Genomic DNA, 24,234 nt, shown 5'->3' with positions numbered 1-24,234 from the left:
CGGGGTCGCCCGCCCGCTGCGGCACCACACCGGGCGGGCGACGACCCCGGTCCGGCCCCGGTTCCCCCGCACGTCAGGAGCACTGATGACAGACACCCGCTCCACCTCCCGCCTGCGAGACGATCCGCTCGTCCGTGGCCTCGGCTGGGCCAGTGCGCTCCTGGGCGTGCCCCAGGTCGTCGCCCCGGCAGGATTCGCCCGGGCCCTGGGCGTGGGCGACGCCCCCCGGCACCGATCGGCCACGACGGCCGTCGGAGTACGCGAACTGGCGGCGGCGACCGGGCTGCTGGGACGGCCGCACCCCGTCTGGCTCTGGGGTCGGGTCGGTGGCGACCTTATGGACCTGACGATGCTCGGACGGGCCCTGAAGAACCACAACGGTCGCGGCCTCGGACGCACCGTCGCCGCGACGGCTGCGGTCACCGCCCTCACCGCAACGGACGTTTACGCGGCCGTGACCCGCACTCGTAGGAGCACCCCCATGGAACTGACCGCGGCCACCACCGTCACCCGATCACCGGACGATGTGTACGCCCTCTGGAAGGACCTGGAGCGACTGCCGGACTTCATGGTGCACCTGGACGAGGTGCACGTGACCGGCCCGCGCACCAGTCACTGGAAGGCCGACGCGCCGTTCGGCAGGACAGTCGAATGGGACGCCGAGATCACTCAGGAGGTCCCGGGCCAACTGATCGCGTGGCGGTCGGTGGGCGATGCCGACATCGGCAACTCCGGCGAGGCCCGTTTCGTGCCGGCCCCGGGCGGCCAGGGCACGGAGATCCGGGTGTCCCTGCGCTACGAACTGCCCGGCGGGGCGGTGGGCAAGGCGGCTGCGCGCTACTTCGGCGAGGAGCCGCATCAGCAACTGGACGACGACCTGCGCCGTTTCAAGCAGATCGCGGAAATTGGTGAGGTAGTCCGCTCCGACGGGGCACCCGGCGGCAAGCGCGCCCGGGGCGAGTTCCCGCAGCACCCGGCCCGGCCACTGACCGAGGACGAACTGAAGGAGGCCCTGTCATGAAGGCCACCTGCTGGACGGGACGCAACTCGGTCGAGGTGCAGGACGTCCCCGACCCCTCGATCCTGAACAGTCGCGACGCCATCGTGAAAATCACCTCGACGGCGATCTGCGGCTCCGACCTCCATCTGGTCGACGGCTACGTGCCGACCATGGAGAAGGGCGACATCCTGGGCCACGAGTTCATGGGCGAGGTCGTCGAGGTGGGCCCCGGCATCAGCGACGGCGCACTGCGCGTCGGCGACCGGGTCGTGGTGCCCTTCCCCATCGCCTGCGGCGCCTGCGCGTCCTGCCGCGCGGAGCTGTACTCGTGCTGCGAGAACACCAACCCCAACGCTGGCATCTCGGAGAAGATGTTCGGCCATCCCACGTGCGGCATCTACGGGTACTCCCATCTCACCGGCGGCTTTGCCGGCGGCCAGGCCGAGTACGCGCGGGTGGTGCTCGCCGACGCCAATGCCCTCAAGATCGAGTCGGATCTGAGCGACGAGCAGGTGCTCTTCCTGTCCGACATCCTGCCGACCGGTTACATGGGCTCCGACATGTGCGACATCCGGCAAGGTGACGTCGTCGCCGTCTGGGGCGCCGGACCGGTCGGCCAGTTCGCCATGGACAGCGCCCGCGTCCTGGGCGCAGAGAAGGTCATCGCCATCGACAAGGAGACCTACCGCCTCGACATGGCCGCCGCCCAGGGCTACATCACCATCGACTTTGACAACACCGACGTACGGTCCGCCCTGCTCGAACTCACCGGCGGCCGGGGCCCCGACAAGTGCATCGACGCGGTCGGCCTGGAGGCCACGCACGGCGCCTCCCACGTCCACCTCTACGACCGTGCCAAGCAGGCGGTCCGCTCCGAGACCGACCGGCCGCACGCGCTGCGCCAGGCCATCATGTCCTGCCGGAGCGGCGGCGTGGTCTCGGTCATCGGCGTCTACGGCGGGATGATTGACAAGTTCCCGGCGGGTGCCTGGATGAACAGGTCACTGACCCTGCGGACCGGACAGTGCCACGTGCAGAAGTACATGAAACCGCTGCTGGGCATGATCGAGCAGGGCAAGATCGACCCCACCCGGGTCATCACTCACCGCCTGTCCCTGAGCGAGGCACCGACCGGCTACGACCTGTTCAAGAACAAGAAGGATCGCTGCGAGAAGGTCGTCCTCAAACCGTAGGAGACCACTTTCTGGCGGCATTCCACGTCGGAGGGCACGATCCTTTGGTCCCCATGGGCGCCTCCTTGGCGGCGGCGTCCAGGAGGCCGCCGTGGGAGATGGGCAGGCCGTATGGCAACGGGCTGGGGGAGTGATCAGCGGAAACGACGATTCCGGCGCACCGCAGGATGTTGCATCAACTGCAATTCATCGCGTCTGTGTATTTCTGCCAGCCCCTCACCGACGGGCAGTAGGTGTCGTCCAGCCTTTTGAAGACCACCCCCTCCATCCCGACCGACGCCCACGTCAGCCACTCGCGCACGACGTCGGCCTCGGTGGTCGACGAGCACGGCGCCCCCGCCGCCGACAGCTGGCGGGCGGTGAACACGGACTCCAGGCCGGCCCTGCGCCGCAGGGACGGCCACCCGGTCGTGGCCGTCCCGGACAGCCGAACAGTGCGAACGCGACAAAGTGGGCCGGCCACTCCTCCGCCGTTGCCAGGGCCGCACCACCGCCGCGCCGGGCAAACCGGTTCTGCAGCTGCTCGAGCGCGAGGCGGCCCGTGGTGTCCCATACGATCAGCTCGCCGTCCAGCGCGGTCGCGTCCGCAGCTGCGCGGGCCCGGCCACGACCTCCGTAAACGTCGGCCCCATCTCGGTGCCGCGTATCGAGCGCCGTATCACTCGGCCCGCGTCGACGGAGAGTAGCGCCCGAAACCCATCCCATTTCGGCTCTCCCGCCCAGCCCGGCCGCAGATAGGGTCCCGGCGCGGGCGTGGTCAGCAGCGGCTCCGGCAGCGTCCATGCCACACTGTGGGCCTTCCACCCGGCGGGTACGGCCACTTGGGTGGCTGCAGCGGTCGGCCGAGGGCGTTTCTGATGGCTCTTGGACGGTGTCGTGGAGCCAGATGACGGTCGCGGTGGCGGTGAGGGTGCCGTTAAAGATGTAGTCGCGTTTGTCTTATGGGTGGCCACGGCCCGGTACTGCTTCCACGTGTTGATGCAGCGCTCGACCGCGTTGCGGTGGCGGTACTGGGTCTTGTCGAAGGCCGGGGGCCAGCCGCCGGAGCGTCCGCGGCGTGTGTGGTGGGCGCGCTGGTCGTCAGGCTTCGCGGTGGTGGCTTTGATGCCGCGGCTGCGCAGGTAGGCGCGGTTGTCGCGGCTGGAGTACGCCTTGTCGCCGCGGACCCGGTCCGGCCGGCTGCGCGGGCGGCCAGGTCCGCGGCGCCGGATGCGGAAGCCGTCCAGTACCGGCGCGAACTTCGGGCTGTCACCCCCGCTGACCGGGCGAAGTCAGCCAGCTCAGCGGGCGGGCCCGGTCGTCGGACAGCAGATGGACCTTGCTGGTCAGTCCGCCCCGCGAGCGCCCCAACGCCTCGCGCCCGTCTGTCTCATCACGGGCCCCGCCGACAGACTCCCGCGCGTGTGCGGAAGACCTTTGTTGATCAGCAGGTTTGAAGATCGGCAGGCCTTACTGATCGGCAGGCCTTACAGATCGGCTGTGCCGGTGAGGGGGTGTTGCTGCGGATGCCTGGCAGTTCTCATCCGCGTGCTGGACGTAGCGCTGCGGGCCGGTGTCCAGCTCTTAGGCGGCCTCCCACTCTGCTTGCAGCCAGCTGAGTTGTGCCTTGCTCGACCGCGCGGCCCCGGCGGGATGGTTCCGCTGGTGGCCGCCTATGACGTCCGCGAGAAGCTCTGGAACCCGCCGATGCCGCTGCTGTTCCAGCGCGGCATCGGCTCCGAGCACCGCGCATTCACACCGACCGCGATCCGTTGACTGTTGATCAATGCGCTGGCCGCGACCGGGCTGACCAACGCCGAAGGCGAGGCACTGTCCTTCTCGCCCCACGGCTTCCGGCGAAACTCCGTTACGGATGCCATCATGAACGGCTTGCCGCCGCATATCGCCCAGGTGATCTGCGGGCACAGGAGCATCGACACGACAATGGCGTACAAGGCGGTCTACCCTGCCGAGACGATCGGGGCCCCCGGGCGTTCATCGCCCGCCGCCGCGCCTCTCGTCCCGGCGGAGAGTACCGAATCCCGGCCGAGGAGGAGTGGGACGCTTTCCTCGCCCACTTCGAGAAGCGGAAGGTGTGCATCTGCACCTGCGCGCGTGCTTTCGGGTCCCTTGTATCCATGAGCACGCTTGTGTTCGATGCTCACTCCTTCGGCCCGATCCGGCCCAACGGGCACGGCGGGCCGACATCCGCGACAACCTGATCGCCCGCATCTCGGAGGCTGGGAAGGCTGGCTCGGCGAAGTCGAGGGTCTGAAAGTCAGCCTCGCTGGCGCACAGGCAAGCACACTCAACTCGACGCCGAAGTAGCCCGCCGAACCGTGGTCAGTCTCGGCATGCCGACGTTCGGCAAGATCGCCGCTCGCACTGAACCCGACCCCGCTCCCTAGCCCAAGGAACTGACCTTAGTCTGTGGCCATGCTGCTGATCTACGACGGGGAGACCACTGCAGACGCGCCCACTCCGCGCACCGGCGGAGTCCCGCTCGTCCCGGGTGAATTCGTTTGGCCGAGGTGCCGCGAGTGCGATGGAGCCATGCAGTTCCTCGCCCATCTGCCCCTCGACATCGGCGTGGTCGCGGTGTTCTTCTGCCAAAACGATCCCGGGATGTGCGACGACTGGGACGCCACTGCCGGCGCCAACCGCGCCTGCCTGTTTTCCGGTGAACTCACCCCGGCCATTGTCCCGGCCGACGGCGAGACGCTCCTGGACGCGGTCACCGCTCTGCGTCTCCATCCCGCTGACGAACCCACGGAGGGGCCGGTCCTCGGACGGCTGGGCGGCGAGCCTGACTGGCTCCAGGGTGACGAGACACCCGACTGTCCCTCGTGCACCACTCGCATGACGTTCACGGCCGAACTGAAGGAGGGCTACGACTACGCTTCCTCCGCGAACTTCGGCGGCGGGGGCCGTGGTTACCTCTTCAACTGCCAGCCCTGCAGCGAGGCCGCGTTCCTCTGGCAACGCTGAATGCCGCCCCAAGAGTCATGCTGCAAGCGTAGTTCGGAGAAGCCTGTGTCAGGTGCCCCGTGCTCCGCCTCGACCTGGCCCAGGAGCCCCGGCTTCTGAAGATCGAGACCAACACCCGCCAGCGCCTTGGAGAAGCCCAGCGGATGCAGTGGCTCGGCGAGGTCGCTGGCCTGCAGGAGAGCCTCAAGCGCATCGCCGACAAGAAACAGCAGGCCGACCGCCTGCGAGCCCAAGCCGGCCGAGGGGAAGAAGGAGTCGCCGCCCTTGGTTAGGCGATCACGCCTGCGCGATGATCTGGGCCTTCAGGCGGTCGTACTCGGCAACCGCGTCCGGTACGTGTTCGAAGTAATCCTCCCAGAATCCTGGTCGCTGCCACTCCGGGGGCGCCAGGGTCAGTTGGCCGTCCTCCAGTCCGGTGACCCAACAGGTCGGCATCCGATCGGACACGATCTCGAACATGTCAGCGTCCCACAGTCCGGGCGAGTCGATTTCGTCCCGCGTCGCACTGCGGTCAGGAAGGCGAAACAGAATTCGCGGGCGGGCGGCGCACACTTCGAGGACCGGATACTCCTCGCCGATCCGCACGCCCGGATGCTCGCTCACGACCGTCGGAGTCCCGGGCTGGATGATTTTGATGCATCGGACGATCACCATTGCAGCCTACGTAGTCCCCGACTCTGCCAGTCTCCCGGCCTGCGGGCGACGACAGGCTCCGCGCCACGAGGACTGCTACGGGCTGGTGAAGTGCGGGGCAGTCAGCAGGACCACACGGTCCGCGTCGACGTCGAAGCCGAGCACCGGGTGACCGGAATCAGTCTCCGGTGCGAACAGCACAGGCTTGCTCAAGCGACGCCCGATCGCGCGCAGGAAACCGCACAGCACGTTCAGTTGCACCTGGCCCTGGAGCTCCCGAAGGTCAACATCGAAGTCGATCGAGTCGGCGGCATAGGGGTGAAAGATCGCCAATACTCCCGGCGCTGGCCAGATCCTCAACATCACGCTGGCCTCGACACCGCGACCCAACATCACCTCGGCTCGTGGCAGCCGCAGTACGCCACCGTCTTCGGAGTACTCGCAAGCCCAGCCCCGTGAGCGCACCAAGTCGAGCACGGCTTGCCAGTCATCGATGGAGGTATCTGCGACACTCACGTCCGGCAGCGAGCCCATCACATCGGGGTCGAAGATGTTCTTGACGTCATCCCACAGCAGGTCAGGCATCGTGCCATAGTGCCCTCTCGCGATGCTGGCTGTATGTCAGAAGCCGGTCAGGTCGTCGCTGCGCGGGTCGCAGACGTGGCGGCTGCGGTAGATGTCGCCCTGGCGGGCGCTGGTTCGCCAGGGGCGTGCCTTGTTGAGGGCGATGTCGAATTCGGGTGCGTGGCGGTCCAACTCGGCGATGATCAGCTCGGTCGTGGCGTCGGCCCGGGCCAGGACGGTGCCGTCGGGACCGATCAGTTCGGAGTTGAGGAGAGCGGTGGTCTGGGCCGGTGTGGCCATCGCCAGTCAGTAGTTGTTGATCGCGGCATGCGCCCGGGCCTTGACCTCGAAGACCGAATCGACCGGATAGGCCGACAGCAGCAGGCAGTCCACCCCCAGGCGTTCGTACTCCGCGAACAGTTCCTGGAAGTTGACCTCGATACAGAGGGCGCAGCCGAACCTGAATCCGTTGACGGAGAAGACGCTCGGCCGGATGCCCGGGGTGTAGTAGCGCAGGACCTCGGTGTGCGAGCAGTAGCGTTTGTCATAGCGGCCTGCCACCTGCCCGTCGGCGTTGATGACGTACAGCCTGTTGTGCGGGCGGTGCGGTGGAGTGAGCCGGTGGGCGCTCCCCAGCACCACCCACAGCTGCAACTCGGCCGCGAGCACCGCCACGTGGCGATACTCCTCCTCGATCGCAGGCCAGTTCACCTGGTCCCCGTCGCTGATCTGCTCCTTGGCGTAGCCCGACAGGCAGCCTTCGGGGAACTGGATCAGCTGGGCGCCCGCTTCGGCGGCTTCACGCATGAGCCGGCGGACCGTCAGGCCGTTGCGGCGGGCATCGTGACTGATCATGGGCTGGGCGATCGCGATGCGACGACGAGGCAGCCATGGACAGCAGCCTACGCATGGCGGCGCCGCCATCCGCGTCACCGGGTATCGCCTGGCGTGCCTCCTCATCGACGAACGCGGCCTGCTGGCCACCGTCGCCCCTGAACTGCAGGCCGCTGTCCCGGGGTTGCAGCCCCGGATGATCCTTACAGCGGCCTGACCGTTGCACTTTCGCTCACACTGGACTCCCGACCGGGTGACGGCGGGCAGCGCGGGAAGGCGACGTTCTGGCCAGCGCCCCGCGTCCGGAGGCAGCGCAGTGCCGACCCGGATCCATCACCCTGACACGGACAGCAGCTCCCGGGCCCAGGCGGGGACGGGCGGGGTGGCGTGAGCACACGCCCGCAGTCCCCGCGGCGGTAAAGGAACCATGGCGACGGCGGGCAGAACGGACCCTCGCGGGATGAGCCGAACGTCCCGATGCCATCAGACAGGCGGGCAGCCGCCTGACTAATGCCGTGGTGTGAACTTCCCACGTTGTCCTGGCCGGAGCAGCCCGGTCACAGCAGATCGTCCTCGGTATCGCCGGTGAGACCGAGTTCCTCATCGGTGAAGGGCCCGCCCAGGTCGGGCATCGCGAACAGGCTCCTGAGAGTGTTTGCGGTCCGTCTTCGGTGATCGGGACGCGTTCGTCGTGCAGGCTGGTGTGTGGTTGGTGTCGGTGAAGTTTCTGTCTGTGGCCGGGTGGAGCGGTTTGTGTCGTGGACCGGAGCGCAGGTGGTGACGTGGCCGCTGAGCGGTGTTGTGGCGTGGAGAGGGGGGTGGGCGGGGCAGGAGATCCGGTGTACCGGACCGGTTGGAGCGGCCTGGTGGTCACAGGCACGGCGCGCGGTTTACCGCATGCTCGTTCGGTAGCCCTTCTGTCTCAAAAGGCGAAGACCGGCGGCCTCTGGCTTCCCGGGACGAACTTCACCACAACCGTGTCGTGCTGCTGTGTGTCCCACTACTGAGCGCGGGAAGAAGTCGGATACCCAGGGGGCGGGACGCGAGTCATGCCGAGGTACGTGATCGTCCGGCGCATAACACGGTTGTTCTGGTCCCCGCGTGGTGCAGGACGGCAGCCGCCAGCCTTCGCCCGGCAGCTGGTGGGGCTGTGGCTGTTCGCGCTTTTGGCGGGGGCCGGGCTCACCGCCGTGGGCTGGGACGAGGAGTTCGGCATGGCACTGCTGCTCCTCTTTTATGGCGACGTCATGGACGGGGTGCGGTACCGCTGGACGGCCGCACTGGCCGCGCTGACCGTTCTGTCGGCTGCCGGCCGGCTCACAAGAGCCGTCCTGCCCGGCTCCCTTGACGATGCGTGGGCGCACAGTGTTGGCTCCGCTGTCGGTGTCACGCTCGGGCTGGCGGTGAGCGCCGCGATCACACGGCTTCCGGAGCGCCGGCCGCATCGGCCCGCCGGGGGACACGACTGCGGGGCCAGCGGTCAAGACTCTCCGTAGAGGGAGAGGGGCCGCCGACCTCGGTGACAACACGCCCGCCCCTTTGTGCCACCTGTCGTGCTTCAGCTCAGCTCGGAGCCACGATCTGTGCGAGCCCGTTAGGCTGCACCGCTGCCGGGGTACCACGCCGGAGGCAGGATCAGCCGAGAGGGCACAGCCGCTCCGTCGGACGGAACCAGGCCAATTGGCGCAACACCGGTCGCGCTGCCGAAGCCGAGCAGGCTGCCCAAATGGAACGGGCTACTGACGTCGGCCGGACTGTTGAAGTCGACCGTGCCGCTGGAGAACTGGGCCTCGTAGAAGTAGATCGTGCTGCCGGAGAACTGGGCCCTGCGGAAGTCGACGCTGCCGTCGGAGAACCTCGCCCCGATGAAGTCGGCCCTGCCGCCGGAGAACCGCACCCCGCTGAAGGTGACCGTGCTGCCAGAGAACCGCACCCCTCGCAGGTCGACTGTGCCAGCGGAGAACGTCGCCCCGCGGAAGTCGACCGTGCCCCCGCAAAAGTGCGTCTCCGAAAGGTCGCCGCCGTCGAAGACGACTTCGGTGAGGTCGAATTCGTGGCCCTGCCACGAGTGGGGGTGGTCGGCCTCCAGGCGGAGATGGTCGCGGATGAGGCGGATGATCGTGTGCCGTACCTCCCGCAGGGCCAGGTAGGCGTGCCGGGCCGGCGCATCATCGTCCGGGAGGTCAGCCTGCGCGGTCTAGGGCAGGCGGAGATACGCACACAAGACGTCGATACTGGTTTGCCGAAGGCCGCGGGTGGGCGCGTCGTCGGCGAGGCCGGCCAGCGCGTGCACCCCACCCAGCCGGACCGCGGCGGAGTCGTCACCGAGCTGCGTGACCGCAGTGGTGAAACGCTCCGTGTGCAGGCGCGTCGCCTCCCGCAGGGCACCGTCCTCATCCACTCGCTGGCGCCGGTAGGCCACCACCAGGGCGACCAGCGCGCCGGCACCGGCCACCACACCGAAGGACAGCTTCACCAGATCGAAGAGCGTCTGGGAGTCCAGGCGCCGCTCGGCCTTCAACCCCCGCGCACCGAGCAGATCCCAGCCGGCGTAGAACACCACGGCCGCCACCAGAAGCGCTGCGGTGAAGGTCAGGGCCAGCACCGGGCCGACCGGCCACAACTGCAGGCCACGCCGCTCCGCACGGCGCCGGGGCAGAAATGCGCTCATGCTCCCTCAAGGCAACCCAGCCCCACCACCGGTTCCGGCCCCTTGCCGGGAAGCTGGAAACAGCTTCATAACCGCCGTCGGCACCGTGTCTGTTGCGTGCCATTCACGACGCTGGTGGCTGATGCGGCGGGCGAGAGCTCGGGCCGAGGCGGTGAAGGCCGACGTGACGGCCTCGTGGCCGCAGTGTGATGACCCGCCGCCTCACCCGACGAGACCATCGAACCGGGACGGTCCCGGCCACCCTCAGCCGCCTTGCCCATCCCTCTGGTTGCCGTTCGGTTCGGCGTCCAACGATGCTCAACCGCACGGCAAACCCGATCACCACCTAGCTTCAGGCCGCTGTGACCTGCGGAAAGAGGATGTGACACAGGCCCTGAGCCCGCGGGCCCGTGGCAGGCTGTCGATGTCGACGGCCGTAGACGCCCTGGCCGAGCACCGCCAGGCGAATCCTCGCCTACGAGGCGCCAGCCGCCGCCACAACCTGCATCGCCCGTCGCGACCTTGACCCCGGAAGCGCGCCGAGTGCGTGGCGATGCTGACCTGGCACGAGACGGTCCAGTCCACCCGCAGCGAGCCAGGTCGGCAGACCCGCCGACTCGTGACCAGGCGATTGCCGGAACGGACAAACCCACCCTCTCGAGGGGAACTGTTCTCGAAGCTCTGCCTCGTCCGCTTCAAGACGGGTGAAGGTCTCCGCTGGTGCACGGCCGGCCGTATCGTTCGACGAGGGCGTTGCCGATCAAGGCCAGGTGGTCTCGGACCTCCGGCGGGCCGGTCACCTCGACCCATTCGAACAGTCCGGAGAGCTCGCCGGCGAGGATGGACTCATTGGGGCCGCGGATCACGACCTCGATGCGGCCGTCGGCCGTGGAACCTCCCACGTTGAGCCGGTCGCCGAGCGCCATCCGGAGTATGCCTATCCCGTCGGGTGTGCATACCGCCTGGACCTCCAGCGGCATGCGTTTGCGATCGACCTCTTTGGCGATCTCATTCCAGCTTTCGGCTAGGTCGAAGTCCCCGGGGCGGTGCACAGGGTCGCCGGTCGGGTCGGCCGACGACACGCGGTCGATCCGGAAGAGCCGTCGGCCGGTCTCGGTGTTGGAGACGAGGTACCACACAGGACCTTTGGCGACGATGCCCAGCGGCTGGACGGTTCTCCGGGTTTCGACGCCTTTGCTGTCGACGTAGCCGAGCGACACCTGGACGCCGTTGATCACCGCGTCCTGGAGTTCGTCGAGGAAGCGAGGCGGCTGGTGCTCGATCCGGCTCGCCCCCCATCGCTGCGGGTCTACGACCAGCGACGCCGCCGCTGCCTCGGCCTGCACCTGGAAGGGCTTCGGTAGAGCATGGACGAGCTTGCGCAGAGCTGCCTTCATCGCCGGCGTCGCATCCGAGGCCGGACCGACAGCCAGGAACAGGGCGCGTGCCTCACTGGCGGTCAACCCGGACAGGTCGGTACGAGCACCGCCCACCAGGCGCCAGCCGCCACCTCGGCCCTGTACGGAGTACACGGGCACCCCGGCCATGGCCAGGGCGTCGAGGTCACGGCGGGCGGTGCGCTCGGAGACGTCCAGCTCTCGGGAGACCTCCGCGGCTGTCACCTGCTCGCGCCGTTGGAGCAAGAGGAGTATGGCCACCAGCCGATCGGATCGCATACTGACAAAACTCTCAGAAAAACCGGTCATGGGGTGACCGGTTTGGGGAGCACGATGGCGACATGGCCTCATCGAGGAGGTCGACCGCCAGCGAACACCCCCAGCGAGGAAATGCAGTGTTCAATCAAGCAGAATTTCCCGAGCCCACCCTCATCCAGGTCAACGGTGTGGAGCTCGAAGTCTTCGAGGCAGGCCGAGAAAACAAGGGCAAGCCCATCGTGCTCTGCCACGGCTGGCCGGAGCACGCCTTCTCCTGGCGTCACCTGATGCCCGTCCTCGCAGCGGCTGGCTACCACGTCATCGCGCCGAACCAGCGGGGTTATGGCAACTCATCCCGCCCGACCGAGGTGACGGACTACGACATCGAACACCTGACGGGTGACCTCGTCGCGCTCCTGGACCACTACGGCTACGAGGACGCCACCTTCGTCGGCCATGACTGGGGTGCGTTCGTCGTCTGGGGACTGGCCCTGTTGCACCCTGACCGGGTGAACAAGGTGATCAACCTGAGCCTGCCTTACCAGGAGCGCGGAGAAATGCCGTGGATAGAGGTCATGGAAACCTTCCTCGGCGGCGACTTCTACTTCGTCCACTTCAACCGGCAACCGGGCGTCGCGGACGCCGCATTTGATGCCAACCCCTCCCAGTTCCTCCGCAACCTCTACCGGAAGAACGTGCCCCCCGCACCCCCTGAGCCGGGCATGGCATTTATTAACCTCGCCAAGGCGGAAACACCACTCGGTGAGCCCATCATGAGCGACAGTGATCTGGCCGTCTACGTGTCCGCGTTCGAGACGTCTGGATTCACGGGCGGCATCAACTGGTACAGGAACCTCGACCGCAACTGGCGCTTGCTGGCGGACGTGGACCCGATCATCAAGCAGCCCGCCCTCATGATCTACGGTGACCAGGACTTCGCGATCCCGAGATTCGAAAGACTGGCAGAGTTCGTGCCCAACGTGGACGTGGTCGGCCTGGACTGCGGTCACTGGATCCAGGAGGAAATGCCAGAAGAAACCAACCAGGTGATTTCGGAATGGCTGGAACGGCAGGGCTACTGAACTTGAACTCGTGATGTCGGGTCTCACGGGCTGAGGTGTTTCAGGTGTGGGCCCTGATTGCTGCACTGGATGTCCGAGTGCGTCCCCGATGGCGTTCAGTTCCTCGTCGCTGAATCAGGCGCGCTCGGGGGTTCCAGCTGGCGATCTCGAATCGAGCGAAGCCACAGAGCCAGTCGTAGTCCAGTGCGTCCAGCGAGGTCGCGGTGCCGCAGCAGGGGGACCGTCACGGCGAGGGTTGCGAAGCCGTCGTCGCAGTGGGCTTCGAGTAGGTCGCCCCCACCACTCGGTGTCGATCGAGGTGCCGCAGTGGGGGCAACCGATCTTCTGCAGATTCTGACCACAGTCGACAACGGTGAGTGTCGTGCCAGGTGACGTCGATCTCGACGTCGACGTCGCCGGGAGCCCGGGGGCCAGGTCCTCCACGATCGACGCAGTACGTTCAGCCGCGGGCTGCCAGTGCGGGTCGGTCGGGATGACAGAGAGGACGTCGTCGCTCATGGGCTCACTCGATTCGTCGGGCGGGAACCTCCTCCAGGCGACGCGATGCTCCTGATCATGCGTGCGGGTGGCAGATGCCCAGCTGGTCACGCGTCGAGGGCCAGACCGGTGCCGGTGAGACAGCCGTCGAGCAGCTGGGGCCTCACTTCGGACAGGGCCGCCCACCCCACCGGACCTGTGGCCCACCCGCCGCGGTCATCAGGGCGCGGTCACCGTCACCGCAACGGCTTCCCGGGCGGCCCAGTCGGCGAAACCGGTGGCAGGACGGCCCAGAACCTCCTCGACGCCGGTGGAGAGGTAGGCGTCCGCACCGGTACGGATGCCGCGGAGCATCGCCATCCGCCACTGGACGTACCCGTCGGGGGTGCCGGCCGCCCGGAGCCGGGCGATGTGCTCGTCGTCGCTCTCGGTGGAGAAGCGCACCGATGTTCCGGTCACTCGCTCGAGCGTCTCGGCGGCCTCCGTGAAGGTGATTGCCTCGGGACCGGAGAGCTCGAGCACGCGGCCGTCATAGCCGCGCCCGGCGAGGACGACCGCGCCGACCTCGGCGATGTCGTCGACGTCGATGAAGGGCTCTGCGCCGTCGGCGACCGGGGCGATGATCTGTCCGTCGAGCGGGGTGAACATCGCTTCAGTGAAGTTCTGCGCGAAGTGGGTGGGGCGCAGGATCGTCCACGCCAGCGGGCCGGCCTGGAGTGCCTTTTCCGCGGTGTCCACGGCTCCGCCCGGGTGGAATTCGACTCCTCGCGCCGACAGCAGTACGGCGTGTTCAACGCCGGCATCAACAGCGGCGTGGAGGAATCTGCCGAGTGTGTTGCTCCAGTCCGCGGCGGACCCGGGTCCGATGATGAACACGCCGTCGGCGCCGTCGAGTACGGTCGGCCAGCTGGCCTCGTCTCGCCAGTCGAATCGCAGCGGTGTGCTGCGGCTCACCGCGCGCGGGGTGTGGCCTGCCTCGCGAAGGGCCCGAGTGAGGCGGCGTCCGACTTTGCCGGTGCCGCCGAGGATGACATGAGTAGACATGCCACCGACGATAGGAGTCCGCAGCAGGTCATCCAATGCCTGTAACGCTTGGAAACATTCGTGTTCGTCTACTCTGGGTGGGGTGGACATTCTGAGCAACGAGCTGTCGCGCGCTCGTGCGGAAGGCGCGGTGTTCTCCGTGCTGCATCGCGTGGAGCCGTGGGGATTGCAGTTTGCCGGCACCCGTCCGCTCACCGCGCACCTCCTCCTCCACGGATCCGGTTGGGTCGAGCGAGAAGGCCAGGAGGCCGCCCGTGTCGAGGCGGGTGATGTGCTGCTGGCGACTGCGGGTGCTCCCTACGCGCTGGTCAGCGCGCCGGGGGCCGACGCGGTGCCGATCGGGCAGGCACGAGAGGCCGGATCGGCGCCGGGGCCTGTGGGTGATGCGTCGGCCATCGTGATGTGCGGCGCGTACGTGCTCTCCGGAAGCGTGGGCGAGGCCCTGTTGCGCAGTCTCCCTCCGTTCGCGATCGTGCGCGCAGCCGACCAGACCCCGGCCCACCGGGCAGCAGTGGAACTGCTCGCGGCGGAAGCCGCGAAGGACGCGGAAGGGCAGCAGGTGCTGCTCGACCGGCTGTTGGACGTGAACCTCGTCTACACGCTTCGGGCTTGGTGGCAGACCGCGGAGGCCGCACCCGGCTGGTACCGGGCGCTCGACTCCGCGCACCTGCGGCGCGTGCTGGAGGCACTGCACGCCAACCCCGCCCACAACTGGACCCTCCCGGCAATGGCGCAGCTGGCGGGCCTGTCACGGGCCGGCTTCGCGGCGCAGTTCGGCCGCGTCGTGGGCGTTCCACCGGCCCGGTATCTGACCGGGCTGCGAATGACGCGCGCCGAGGACGCGCTGATCGGCACCGACGACACCCTCGCAGTGATCGCCGCAGACGTCGGTTACAGCAACGAGTACGCCTTCGCCACCGCGTTCCGGCGCCGCCACGGCCGCTCCCCGGGACGGTGGCGCACAGAGCACCGAGCCGCCGCCCGGGGCAGGGACGAGAGTAAGCCCGCCGGCCCGGAGCACCCCTCTGGCGGCGTCCGGGCGCCGGATGCTCAACGGTGAGCCGGAGCGGTCGCTCTGGGCACGCGTGTGTCACAGACGTACAGGCGGCCCCGCGCGGGTCGCTCATCCCGCACGAGGGGTATGAGCTGGCCCGGAATGGGTCCTTCATCGATCAGGGCATGCAAGCAGGGCCCACACACCACGCCAGAGACGTGCATCGACGACCGTCGCAGTAGCGCATCACATAGCCTTACACCCACTCTGAGCTGCGCAAACGGCATGGCATGACAATGCCGTACACGGTAGCTTGGCGCCCCACACACCGATCGCGCGGCGTGCCACCACCAGCCGCCTGGGCGCCTACCAGCACATACCGAGCACATCCATCTCCCCGCGGCGCTGTTCGCGAAGCTCCCGCGGCCATACGGCAGGCACTAGCCGGCCGAACCCTGAGCCTGACGGTCTCTCATTGTTCTGCCGTCCCCGCCCCAGGCCGTCTCGAAAACTGTCGCCCCTCTTTGCTCAGTAGCTACCTACTGATTACGCGACCCTCCGGCCTCTGACCCGTTCCCAGACACCCCCCTTGGATATGGACGACGGGATCCTCGGCGGCATGCACGGGAGACCCGACGCCCGAGGAAGGTGATGGCCCGATCAGATGCGTGGCTGCGCCTCGTGGCGTAGTCCAGCTCCTATGGCGCGGCGGGTGAATGTGACACCCGCCGCGGCGAGGAAGAGGAAACCGAGCGTGGCTGGATGTCAGTGCACCGGACCGAAGAGGGGATCACGAATCCAGAATTCCAGGCGCCCGTCCTCCGGTGGCAGGACCTCGCCTGGTGGTGGGCCATCAGGCACGCAGCCCGGCCACATTTCCGTGAGCCACGCCTGCTCAGCGGCAGCCAATCGATCCCAGTGTTCGCGAATCTCACAAGCCGGACACTCCGTTCGCCTCCAGCGCCATCGAGATGCCGGCCGAGATAGCAGATCGCTGGTGCCACCTGGTACTGCACTGAGAGGTGCTGCAAGCGGAAGCCAGGGGGTGGTCACCGCACCAGGACCACCGAGGCCACCTGCGCACCGTCCGGCGAACAACCCGACATCACCCGATCAAGTTCAGTACAGGCGAGGGAGTCGGAGGCGGCTGCTTGGGCCGGGAGGGCCGTGGCGGGCAGCATGAGCGGGCTGGGCGGATCACTGATGTTCCCCTTCTGTTGGATGTCTTCCTGCGGAAGACCGCCCTTCACACAGGGCGTTTTGGGCCACTTCCTGGCAGTCCTGTCCGGCCTGGAGGGTGTCCGGCACCTGATTGAGCGCGACGGCGACGCTCCGTCCGCCCGGCCCGACCGCGGTGAGCGCGCGGTGACCTCCCGGCACGGTCCCCGCGTGTCCCCACCTCAGGCCGCCGCAGCGCAGCGGGGAGGCGATGAGGCCGAGGCCGTAACGGGCGCCGGGCCAGAGCCGGTCTGGGTCGGCGGCCACCGTCCGCCGCGTCGGCGAGTTGGTCCGCGGGCAGCAGATGACCGTGGACGAGCGCGGTGATGAAGCGGGTGAGGTCGGCGGGTGTGGAGACCAGCGCGCCGCCGACCCCGCCGAACGTCGTCTTCCAGGCGGCCCAGGCGACGAAGTCGGGGGCCCGCCCGGATCGGCACCACGGCTCCCAAACCCGCGAGGGGGATGCAAGCATCGTGGTGGCCCGAGGTGCCGACCGTGCGCGTCAACAGCCACCCGTTCGGCACCGCGTCACGGGTGCTGCCCTGTGATGGCTGCACTGGCTGATCGCATAGCCTCTCCTGGCACGCACACGACAAGGGGAGGATCATGAGGGGCAGAACGGCCTGGGCCGCGGCCGGCGGCGCGGCGGTCCTGGTGCTTACGACGGCGACCGGGGCGCATGCGGAGGGGCGGGGTGACGTCCGGGTGGTGAAGACCGTCGTCAACGGCGGCGGCAACGTCATCGTTGGCGTCGCGAAGACGATCCGCTACCCGGTCGACATCACGGTCAAGGACAACTCGGGCGCGAAGGGCCTCACGGACGTGAGCACCTTCAACAAGACGAGCGCTTACACCTTCGCGACCTGGAACGACGACTCTTCCTGCACAAAGAAGAGCGCGACGACATCGGTGTGCCGGGCCACGCTGACCATTGACCCCGGCTGGATCGCCGACAGCGACGACATCAATTCCAACACGGTCGCCGGTGTCTGGCAGGTCAACGCCACCGTGAAGGCGAATGACGGCGACTACTGGATCTCCGACGACATCGCCGACTACAAGGTCAAGCGGGCCGTCCAGCTCACCACGGTCATCGCACCCGAGAAGGCTGCCAAGAACGCCAAGGTGACCGTCACCGGCAAGCTCTCGCGGGCCAACTGGGAAGACCTCAAGTACCACGGGTACCCCGGGCAGAAGGTCAAGCTCCAGTTCAGGAAGAAGGGCGCCGCGCACTACAGCACGGTCAAGACCGTGACGACGGGCACCGTCGGGAAACTGACGACCAAGGTGACCGTCACCTCGGCAGGCAACTGGCGCTGGTACTTCCCCGGCACCACAACCACCTCCCGCAAGGTGTCGGCCGGCGACACGCTCAACCTGAAGTAGCGCCGACGATGCCGGCCTCGTACGCAACGTACGGGCCGGCGTTGGCCGTTGACGCGGCCTCGGGGTTGCGCACCGCACACGCGGGTTCTCGCCTCGGCCTCGACCTGGCCGGCGTTCGTAGCGACGTCCACCCCGTCCAACGCCCGGCTGGTGCACGCGGGTTCACGGTCATCCCGAGACTCCGGACCAGGGGCGGCGACGCTCTCGGGAGCCGGGCCAGCGTGGTTTTGCCGGTGGCGGGCAGGCCGCCGATGACGATGAGCACGGGGACATCCTGCCCGAGGGATGCGGCGTGGCGGCCGGCTGTTCACACAGGTGACACGGTGCCAACCGGCCGCGGCGGGCCGGGACCGTATCCATGTTTCCGCATTGTGAGACCTGTCCGGAATTCATTGACCGACGGGGCAGGTCTCTGCTCAACTCACCTGCTATGACCCCGCGTGTGGATTTGACCCGGAGGCGCCACATCGACCTGGCGCACGTCTCCAGCGCGTTCTGTTGTCGTTGATTCCCCCGGCGGATCGCTGATCCGCTGAGCGGCCCTCGGCCGCGGCCGTCGCGGGGGGAAGGCGTACCGCCGAGAAGGCGGTGCGGACCCTCCTCCGTGGCGATGTCTCCCTGACGGAGTGCGGTTTTGGCGGGCGACCGCCCTTCTGCCGACCCCTCTTGTCTCCCTGCTCCCGCTCACTCCTGCGTCGTGCAAGTGACGTGCCTGCGGCGGGACGTGTGCAGGCCATCCGGACAGCGCGCGCTGTACCGGCACGGTCGCACGGCCTTCACCCGACAACTCGCCCGCGCCCCATCCCTCAGGAGAGATCTCCTCATGCCTCCTACCATCCGCGAACTCACCGACCGTATCGGGGCGTTCGTATGACCGAGGTCAGCATCAAGAGGCCGGTCGTCGCCCCGACGGCCGCACAAGCCACGGGTACGGCGGGACGCGAGGTCTTCCTGCCGCTCGACGCCCGTCGCCGGACCCCGCTGAGCACACTCCGCGAGCGGCTGCGCTGGCCGCTGGGCATCTACACCACCCCGGTCGTCATCCTCATCGCCTGGGAGATCCTCGCCAGAGCGGGAGCGCTGAAGAAGACCTACGCTCCGGCGCCGACCTCGATCGTCAATTCCGCCGTCGACCTGTGGCAACAGGGCGTCCTCGGCCCGGACCTGGCCATCTCGCTGCAACGCGCCGGTATCGGACTCGCCGTCGGTCTGACGGTGGGCATCGTCAGCGGGGTGCTGGGCGGGCTGCTGCGCAGCGGTGAGTACCTGTTCAACGGTGTCGTGCAGATCCTGAACACGATCCCGCTGCTGGCGGTGCTGCCGCTGATGATCGTGTGGTTCGGCATCGACGAGCTCACGAAGGTGCTGCTGATCTCTTTCGGCGCCGGCGTCCCGATGTACGTCAACCTCTTCGCCGCGATCCGCGGTGTCGACCAGCGGCTGATCGAGATGGCGCGGACGACGGGGGCGGGCAACTGGCGCCTGGTGACACGGGTGCTGGTTCCCGGGGCCCTGCCGGGATTCCTGGTCGGCCTGCGGTTCTCGCTCGCCTACAGCGTCCTGGGCCTCGTCGCGGCCGAGACGGTCAACGCCGACAAGGGCCTCGGCTTTCTCATCACCCAGGGGCAGACCTATCTCCAGACCGGCCAGGTCTTCGTGGGGCTGGTCATCTACTCGCTCCTTGGTCTGCTAGCCGACCAGTTCGTCCGGGTTCTCGAGCGGGTGCTGCTGCGGTGGCGTCCCAGTTATGAGGCGTCATGAGCACCACTGCCCAGACGCAGCCCCGGCAGCAGGCCGGTGCCGTCGTGGAGAAGGTCGTGCGCCGGTTCGGCGACCGGGCCGTCCTCGACCAGCTCGATCTCACCATCGCCGACGAGGAGTTGGTGGTTTTGCTCGGCCCCTCCGGCTGCGGCAAGAGCACCCTCCTGCGCCTGCTCGCCGGCCTCGACCGTCCAGCCGGCGGGCGGGTGGAGGTCCCGGCCAGGCGGGCGATCGTCTTCCAGGCCGACCGGCTGCTGCCGTGGCAGCGAGTACTGCGCAACGTCACTCTCGGCCTGCACGGGGCGGACGCCGACCGGCGCGCCCTCGACGTACTGGCCGAGGTGGGACTGTCGGGCCGCGAGAGGGCCTGGCCCAAAGAGCTCTCCGGCGGCGAGGCCCAACGGGTCTCGCTCGCACGGGCCTTGGTGTCGGAGCCCGAACTCGTGTTGCTCGACGAGCCGTTCGCGGCGCTCGACGCGATCACCCGGCTGCGCATGCACGACCTCGTACGGGCGCTTCGCAGCAAACACCACGCGGCCATGCTGCTCGTCACCCACGACGTCGACGAGGCGATCGCGCTGGCCGACCGCGTCGTCGTCATGAGCGACGGACGCATCGGCACCTCCCACGTCATCGACCTCACGGCCGCCGACCGCGAGGCGAGTGTCGCCCGCGAGGAGCTGCGCTCCGCACTCCTTGCAGACCTCGGCCTCGCCAACCAGCACTGAATCCACGCAAGTCACCCCCCGCTTCCTCCCGTCCCCGCACAGAAAGCATGTGAGAACGATGCCCACAAGAATCTCCCGGACAGTCGGCGCCCTCGGCCTGCTCGCCCTCGCGGGCCCCCTCGTCGCCTGCGGAACGGAGACGGAGGCGGCAGCACCGCTGAGCGACGTGAGCGGATCGAGCGCCGACGCCCACCCCGAGTGGAAGAACTACACCTTCACCATCGGGGACAACGGAGGCGACGGCAGCCAGGAGCTGGCGAAGATCACCGGCGTCTTCGACAACGCGCCCTACAAGGTGAAGTTCGCCCGCTTCACCTACGGGCCGCCGCTCGTGCAGGCCGCCGCGTCGGGCGACATCGACCTGGGCAGCGTCGGCGACGTGCCGCCGATCACCGGCGCAGCGAAGGAGTTCGGCTTCAAGGTCGTCGCCGTCAACCGCTCGCTCAAGCCCGACCAGGCCAACGAGAACATCATCGTGCCCAAGGGCTCGACGCTGAAGACCCTGGGGGACCTCAAGGGCAAGAAGCTCGCCGTCCCGCAGGGCAGTTCGGCCCACGGCCTGGCCCTGAACGCACTGAAAAGCGTCGGTCTCAGTCCCAAGGACGTGAAGCTGGTCTTCCTCGACCCGGCCGCCGGCGCCACCGCGTTCAACACCGGCAAGGTGGACGCCTGGTCGATCTGGAACCCCCAGTCGGCGATCGCGGTCAAGGGCGGTGCGCGGATCCTGGCCAAGGGCCTGCCGCCCATCGACCAGACGAGCAGCTACTACGTCGCGAGCGAGAAGTCGCTGAACGACAAGACGAAGCGGGCAGCCCTCACGGACGTCCTGAAGCGACTGGCCCACGAGTTCGCCTGGGCCATCAAGCACGAGGACAAGTACGCGGAGGCGATATCCAAGGAGGAGGGCATCCCCCTTGCCGACGCGAAGGCCTCCCTGGAAACGTTCGAGAACCGGGTCACACCGGTGGAGAAGTCGGACATCGCGGCGGAGCAGAAGCTCGCCGACGCCTTCCTCGAGGCGGGCCAGATCACCAAGACGGTCGACGTCGCCTCGATCACCGACAACCTCCTCCCGGCCGGCTACGACAGTTCGAAGCTGAAGGTCACCTCATGAGCCTCGGGCGGGCCGGGCGCCGCCGGCTCCACCTCAACGCCTTCCTCATGGAGGCAGGCCATCACGAGGCCGCCTGGCGGCTCCCGCACAGCGATCCGCGGGCCGACTTCGACCTCCAACACTGGGTCAGGCTCGCCCAGTTGGCCGAGAGCGCCAAGTTCGACTCGTTGTTCCTGGCGGACGGCCCGGCCCTGAACGGCACCGGCGAGTTCCGGCCGCCGGGTCAGCTCGAACCACTGACGCTGCTGACCGCCCTGTCCCAGGCGACGAGCAGGATCGGCCTCATCGCCACGGTGTCGTCGACGTACAACGAGCCCTACAACCTCGCCCGTCGCCTCGCCTCCGTCGACCATGTCAGTGGTGGCCGGGCCGGCTGGAACATCGTCACCTCGGCGGGCGCCGACGAGGCGGCCAACTTCGGCCTCGTGGACCGCCCGGCCCACGCCGAACGGTACGCCCGCGCCGACGAGTTCCTGCACGTCGCCAAGGCGCTGTGGGACAGCTGGGAGTCCGAGGCCGTCGTGGCGGACCAGGTCACCGGGCGCTACGCCGACCTGGACCGGCTCCACCGGATCGACCACCGGGGCAGGCACTTCTCGGTGGCCGGCCCGCTCAACGTCGCGCGTCCGCCTCAGGGCTATCCGCTGCTCGTGCAGGCCGGCTCCTCGCAGGACGGCAAGGACTTCGCGGCCAGGCACGCCGAGGCGATCTTCACCGCCCACCGGACCTATGAGCGGGCGGCCGCCTTCTACGCCGACATCAAGGCCAGGACCCGAGCGGCGGGCCGTGATCCGGACGGGGTGATCGTGCTGCCGGGGATCGTCCCGTACATCGGATCGACCGAGGAGGAGGCACAGGCGCTGGCGCGGCGGTTCGACGAACTGCGCGTACCCGAGTACGGGCTGCGCCAGCTGGCCGCGGTCTTCGAGACCGAGCCGTCGGTGTTCGAACTCGACGCCCCGCTCCCTGACTTCATCCTGGCGCGACCGAAGTTGGAGGGCACGCAGAGCCGCTCCGAACTGATCATCGAGCTCGCCGTGCGAGAGAAACTGACGGTACGTCAGATCATTTCCCGGCTCGGCGGCGGTCGTGGCCACTTCGAGTTCGTCGGTACGCCCGAACAGGTCGCGGACGCGATCATCACCTGGTTCGAGGGCGGTGCCGCCGACGGCTTCAACATCATGGCGCCGGCCCTCCCCTCGGGCCTGGAGGCGTTCATCGAGCACGTGCTGCCCATCCTGCGAGGCAAGGGCCTGTTCCGCGCGGAGTACGAGGGCACGACACTGCGCGAGCACTACGGACTGCCGGTGCCGGCCAACCAGTTCCACCGGGCGGGGACACATGTGTCCGGCCACTGACGGCGAACCGCCGGCCCTGCGCGTCCACGGGCTCAGCAAGACGTACGAGGACGGCTTCACCGCGGTCACCGGGCTGGACCTGGAGATCCCCGACGGAGCCTTCTTCGGCCTGCTGGGGCCTAACGGCGCGGGCAAGACCACGCTGATCGGCTCGATGTGCAACATCGTCCGGCCCACCACCGGCACGCTCACCGTCTTCGGCCACGACCATCGCAGCCGCGAGGCGCGCCGGCTGCTCGGCCTGGCCGAGCAGGAGATCAACGTCGACCGTTTCCTGTCGATCCGGCAGATCCTCGTCTACCACGCCGGCTACCACGGCATCGGCCGGAAGGCGGCGGTGCGGCGCGCCGACGAACTGCTGGCGGTGTTCCGTCTCGACCGCAAGGCGGACGCACGCGCCTACGAACTGTCCGGAGGCATGCAGCGCCGGCTCGTCATCGCCCGGGCGCTCATGCACCGGCCCCGCCTGCTCATCCTCGACGAGCCGACGGCCGGCGTCGACGTGGAACTGCGCTCGGAGATCTGGCGGCTCGTCAAGTCCCTCAACGCGGCCGGCACCACCGTCCTGCTGACGACCCACTACCTGGAGGAGGCGGAGACGTTGTGCGACGAGATCGCGCTGCTGCGGGCCGGCCGGATCGTCGACCGCGGCTCCGCGGCCGCCCTGCGCAGCCGCTACGCGGCGCGGGACATGTCGGAGGTCTACGACCGGGTGATCACGGGGGAGGAGGTGGCGTGACCGGCACCCCGGAACAGGCGGCCCTTCCCTCGTACGACGAGCCCTTCCGGCCCGAACGGTCTCCGTTCCTGTGGCTGTTGGAGCGCGAGGTCCTGCGCTTCCTGACCATCTGGCGCTACAGCGTCATCGGCCCGGTGCTGTCGACCGTGCTGTTCGTCATCGTCTTCGGCTCCGCCCTCGGCGGGCACGTCGACACGGTCGACGGCGTCTCCTACGGCCGGTTCATCGTGCCCGGCCTGCTCGCCCAGGCGATCGTCAACGTCGGCTTCTTCAACGGGACGACCAGTCTCTTCGAGGCCCGGCGCGACCGGTACATCCACGACGTGTTCGCCAGTCCGCTGCGCTGGTGGGAGATCAACGCGGCCCTGGTGGGCGGCGGTGTCGCGAGAGGCGCCGTCGTGGGCACGGGAGTCGTGGCCGTGGCCCTGCCACTCACCGGGGGCGGCAGTGTCGCCCGCCCCTTCGTCCTGCTGTTCGGCACCCTCGGCGTGCTCCTGGTGGCCGCGCAGGTCGGCGTGATCGCGGGCAGCCTCGCCAAGTCGCTCGACCACGTCTACTCCATGGAGTCGATCCTCCTGCTGCCGCTGGGCTTCCTCGGCGGTGTCTTCTACTCGGTCCACCAACTCCCGCCCCTCTGGGACGTCCTGAGCCATCTCGACCCGGTCTTCTGGCTGGTCCAGGTCGAGCGGATCGGCTTCCTGGGCCAGGGCGACGTCGGCGCGGTCTGGGCCCTGCTCACGGTCTGGTCCCTCGCCGCCGCGCTCTCGGCGTGGTCCGCCAGCCTGTTCGCCGGCGGCCGCCTCAAGCCCTGACTCCCCACCGTCCCCGTCCCCGGGA

The 24,234-nt window shown here is 68.3% G+C and carries 26 protein-coding genes and 1 pseudogene; 16 read left to right on the top strand and 11 right to left on the bottom strand.

Annotation, left to right across the window (positions count from 1 at the left end; genetic code table 11):
* Positions 1–85 precede the first annotated feature (85 nt).
* Together ACIQI8_RS42585 and ACIQI8_RS42580 are read left to right on the top strand one after the other, a co-directional pair.
* Complete coding sequence (locus ACIQI8_RS42585) at positions 86–1,021, top strand: SRPBCC family protein (RefSeq protein ID WP_402363747.1); 936 nt, start codon at positions 86–88, stop codon at positions 1,019–1,021.
* On the top strand, positions 1,018–2,193 hold the full coding sequence (locus ACIQI8_RS42580) for a zinc-dependent alcohol dehydrogenase (RefSeq protein WP_402363744.1): 1,176 nt from the start codon (positions 1,018–1,020) through the stop codon (positions 2,191–2,193). The genes ACIQI8_RS42585 and ACIQI8_RS42580 overlap by 4 nt, the downstream gene beginning before the upstream one ends.
* A 175-nt stretch (positions 2,194–2,368) precedes the next feature.
* Here the strand turns inward: ACIQI8_RS42580 and ACIQI8_RS42575 are convergent, their stop codons facing one another.
* The gene (locus ACIQI8_RS42575; protein WP_402363741.1) at positions 2,369–2,560 is read right to left on the bottom strand and encodes a hypothetical protein; all 192 of its coding nucleotides are present in this window, start codon (positions 2,558–2,560) and stop codon (positions 2,369–2,371) included.
* Between the two features lie 190 nt (positions 2,561–2,750).
* Entirely contained in the window at positions 2,751–3,404 is a 654-nt protein-coding gene (locus ACIQI8_RS42570) for a hypothetical protein (protein ID WP_402364078.1), read from the bottom strand.
* Positions 3,405–4,002: 598 nt separating this feature from the next.
* Here ACIQI8_RS42570 and ACIQI8_RS42565 point away from each other — a divergent pair.
* The 3 genes from ACIQI8_RS42565 (at position 4,003) to ACIQI8_RS42555 (ending at position 5,432) form a co-directional block, all read left to right on the top strand.
* Positions 4,003–4,314, top strand: a complete 312-nt coding sequence (locus tag ACIQI8_RS42565) for a site-specific integrase (RefSeq protein ID WP_402364075.1) — start codon at positions 4,003–4,005, stop codon at positions 4,312–4,314.
* A gap of 294 nt (positions 4,315–4,608) precedes the next feature.
* Complete coding sequence (locus ACIQI8_RS42560; RefSeq protein WP_402363739.1) at positions 4,609–5,160, top strand: hypothetical protein; 552 nt, start codon at positions 4,609–4,611, stop codon at positions 5,158–5,160.
* A gap of 59 nt (positions 5,161–5,219) precedes the next feature.
* Entirely contained in the window at positions 5,220–5,432 is a 213-nt protein-coding gene (locus ACIQI8_RS42555) for a hypothetical protein (protein WP_402363736.1), read from the top strand.
* 4 nt (positions 5,433–5,436) lie between these two features.
* Here the strand turns inward: ACIQI8_RS42555 and ACIQI8_RS42550 are convergent, their stop codons facing one another.
* From ACIQI8_RS42550 to ACIQI8_RS42535, 4 genes are all read right to left on the bottom strand, one after another.
* On the bottom strand, positions 5,437–5,814 hold the full coding sequence (locus ACIQI8_RS42550; RefSeq protein ID WP_402363733.1) for a hypothetical protein: 378 nt from the start codon (positions 5,812–5,814) through the stop codon (positions 5,437–5,439).
* 75 nt (positions 5,815–5,889) lie between these two features.
* On the bottom strand, positions 5,890–6,378 hold the full coding sequence (locus tag ACIQI8_RS42545) for a hypothetical protein (protein WP_402363730.1): 489 nt from the start codon (positions 6,376–6,378) through the stop codon (positions 5,890–5,892).
* A gap of 36 nt (positions 6,379–6,414) precedes the next feature.
* A complete protein-coding gene (locus tag ACIQI8_RS42540) occupies positions 6,415–6,657 on the bottom strand; it encodes a hypothetical protein (RefSeq protein WP_402363728.1) in 243 nt (80 codons plus the stop codon).
* Positions 6,658–6,663: 6 nt separating this feature from the next.
* Positions 6,664–7,212, bottom strand: a complete 549-nt coding sequence (locus tag ACIQI8_RS42535) for a carbon-nitrogen hydrolase family protein (RefSeq protein WP_402363725.1) — start codon at positions 7,210–7,212, stop codon at positions 6,664–6,666.
* Between ACIQI8_RS42535 and ACIQI8_RS42530 the strand changes: the two genes are divergently transcribed.
* On the top strand, positions 7,211–7,408 hold the full coding sequence (locus ACIQI8_RS42530) for a hypothetical protein (protein WP_402363722.1): 198 nt from the start codon (positions 7,211–7,213) through the stop codon (positions 7,406–7,408). The two genes, ACIQI8_RS42535 and ACIQI8_RS42530, sit on opposite strands and share 2 nt — an antisense overlap.
* Before the next feature lie 832 nt (positions 7,409–8,240).
* Positions 8,241–8,687: a hypothetical protein gene (locus ACIQI8_RS42525; RefSeq protein ID WP_402363719.1), complete on the top strand. Its 447-nt coding sequence runs from the start codon at positions 8,241–8,243 to the stop codon at positions 8,685–8,687.
* Positions 8,688–8,785: 98 nt separating this feature from the next.
* Here the strand turns inward: ACIQI8_RS42525 and ACIQI8_RS42520 are convergent, their stop codons facing one another.
* The 3 genes from ACIQI8_RS42520 to ACIQI8_RS42510 form a co-directional block, all read right to left on the bottom strand.
* A complete protein-coding gene (locus ACIQI8_RS42520) occupies positions 8,786–9,124 on the bottom strand; it encodes a hypothetical protein (RefSeq protein ID WP_402363716.1) in 339 nt (112 codons plus the stop codon).
* Positions 9,125–9,388: 264 nt separating this feature from the next.
* A complete protein-coding gene (locus tag ACIQI8_RS42515; RefSeq protein ID WP_402363713.1) occupies positions 9,389–9,862 on the bottom strand; it encodes a hypothetical protein in 474 nt (157 codons plus the stop codon).
* A gap of 674 nt (positions 9,863–10,536) precedes the next feature.
* The gene (locus tag ACIQI8_RS42510) at positions 10,537–11,517 is read right to left on the bottom strand and encodes a helix-turn-helix transcriptional regulator (protein ID WP_402364072.1); all 981 of its coding nucleotides are present in this window, start codon (positions 11,515–11,517) and stop codon (positions 10,537–10,539) included.
* Positions 11,518–11,633: 116 nt separating this feature from the next.
* Here ACIQI8_RS42510 and ACIQI8_RS42505 point away from each other — a divergent pair, with 116 nt between their 5' ends.
* The gene (locus ACIQI8_RS42505) at positions 11,634–12,578 is read left to right on the top strand and encodes an alpha/beta fold hydrolase (RefSeq protein WP_402363710.1); all 945 of its coding nucleotides are present in this window, start codon (positions 11,634–11,636) and stop codon (positions 12,576–12,578) included.
* A gap of 696 nt (positions 12,579–13,274) precedes the next feature.
* Here the strand turns inward: ACIQI8_RS42505 and ACIQI8_RS42500 are convergent.
* Positions 13,275–14,135, bottom strand: coding sequence for an NAD(P)H-binding protein (locus ACIQI8_RS42500; protein WP_402363707.1), 861 nt, complete (start codon positions 14,133–14,135; stop codon positions 13,275–13,277).
* A 46-nt stretch (positions 14,136–14,181) separates the two neighbouring features.
* Between ACIQI8_RS42500 and ACIQI8_RS42495 the strand changes: the two genes are divergently transcribed.
* Positions 14,182–15,159: a cupin domain-containing protein gene (locus ACIQI8_RS42495; RefSeq protein ID WP_402363705.1), complete on the top strand. Its 978-nt coding sequence runs from the start codon at positions 14,182–14,184 to the stop codon at positions 15,157–15,159.
* Between the two features lie 1,131 nt (positions 15,160–16,290).
* Here ACIQI8_RS42495 and ACIQI8_RS42490 read toward each other — a convergent pair.
* A pseudogene (locus ACIQI8_RS42490) lies at positions 16,291–16,708 on the bottom strand (serine hydrolase); the annotation flags it as partial.
* A 209-nt stretch (positions 16,709–16,917) separates the two neighbouring features.
* On the opposite strand from ACIQI8_RS42490, the gene ACIQI8_RS42485 reads away from it, so the two are divergent.
* The 7 genes from ACIQI8_RS42485 (at position 16,918) to ACIQI8_RS42455 (ending at position 24,209) form a co-directional block, all read left to right on the top strand.
* The gene (locus ACIQI8_RS42485) at positions 16,918–17,697 is read left to right on the top strand and encodes a hypothetical protein (protein WP_402363702.1); all 780 of its coding nucleotides are present in this window, start codon (positions 16,918–16,920) and stop codon (positions 17,695–17,697) included.
* Between the two features lie 870 nt (positions 17,698–18,567).
* Complete coding sequence (locus tag ACIQI8_RS42480; protein WP_402363699.1) at positions 18,568–19,458, top strand: ABC transporter permease; 891 nt, start codon at positions 18,568–18,570, stop codon at positions 19,456–19,458.
* Positions 19,455–20,186: an ABC transporter ATP-binding protein gene (locus ACIQI8_RS42475; RefSeq protein ID WP_402363696.1), complete on the top strand. Its 732-nt coding sequence runs from the start codon at positions 19,455–19,457 to the stop codon at positions 20,184–20,186. The genes ACIQI8_RS42480 and ACIQI8_RS42475 overlap by 4 nt, the downstream gene beginning before the upstream one ends.
* A gap of 58 nt (positions 20,187–20,244) precedes the next feature.
* Positions 20,245–21,300, top strand: coding sequence for an aliphatic sulfonate ABC transporter substrate-binding protein (locus ACIQI8_RS42470; RefSeq protein ID WP_402363693.1), 1,056 nt, complete (start codon positions 20,245–20,247; stop codon positions 21,298–21,300).
* Positions 21,297–22,658, top strand: coding sequence for an LLM class flavin-dependent oxidoreductase (locus tag ACIQI8_RS42465; RefSeq protein WP_402363690.1), 1,362 nt, complete (start codon positions 21,297–21,299; stop codon positions 22,656–22,658). Before ACIQI8_RS42470 ends, ACIQI8_RS42465 begins: the two co-directional genes overlap by 4 nt.
* Positions 22,642–23,397, top strand: coding sequence for an ABC transporter ATP-binding protein (locus ACIQI8_RS42460; protein ID WP_402363686.1), 756 nt, complete (start codon positions 22,642–22,644; stop codon positions 23,395–23,397). The genes ACIQI8_RS42465 and ACIQI8_RS42460 overlap by 17 nt, the downstream gene beginning before the upstream one ends.
* A complete protein-coding gene (locus ACIQI8_RS42455; RefSeq protein WP_402363683.1) occupies positions 23,394–24,209 on the top strand; it encodes an ABC transporter permease in 816 nt (271 codons plus the stop codon). The genes ACIQI8_RS42460 and ACIQI8_RS42455 overlap by 4 nt, the downstream gene beginning before the upstream one ends.
* The last annotated feature ends 25 nt before the right edge of the window (positions 24,210–24,234 follow it).

The organism is Streptomyces sp. NPDC092369 (genome assembly GCF_044755245.1).
Lineage (GTDB): Bacteria > Actinomycetota > Actinomycetes > Streptomycetales > Streptomycetaceae > Streptomyces.
The sequence above is the reverse complement of the archived record's forward strand: the minus strand, read 5'-3'. Positions and strand labels throughout refer to the sequence as shown.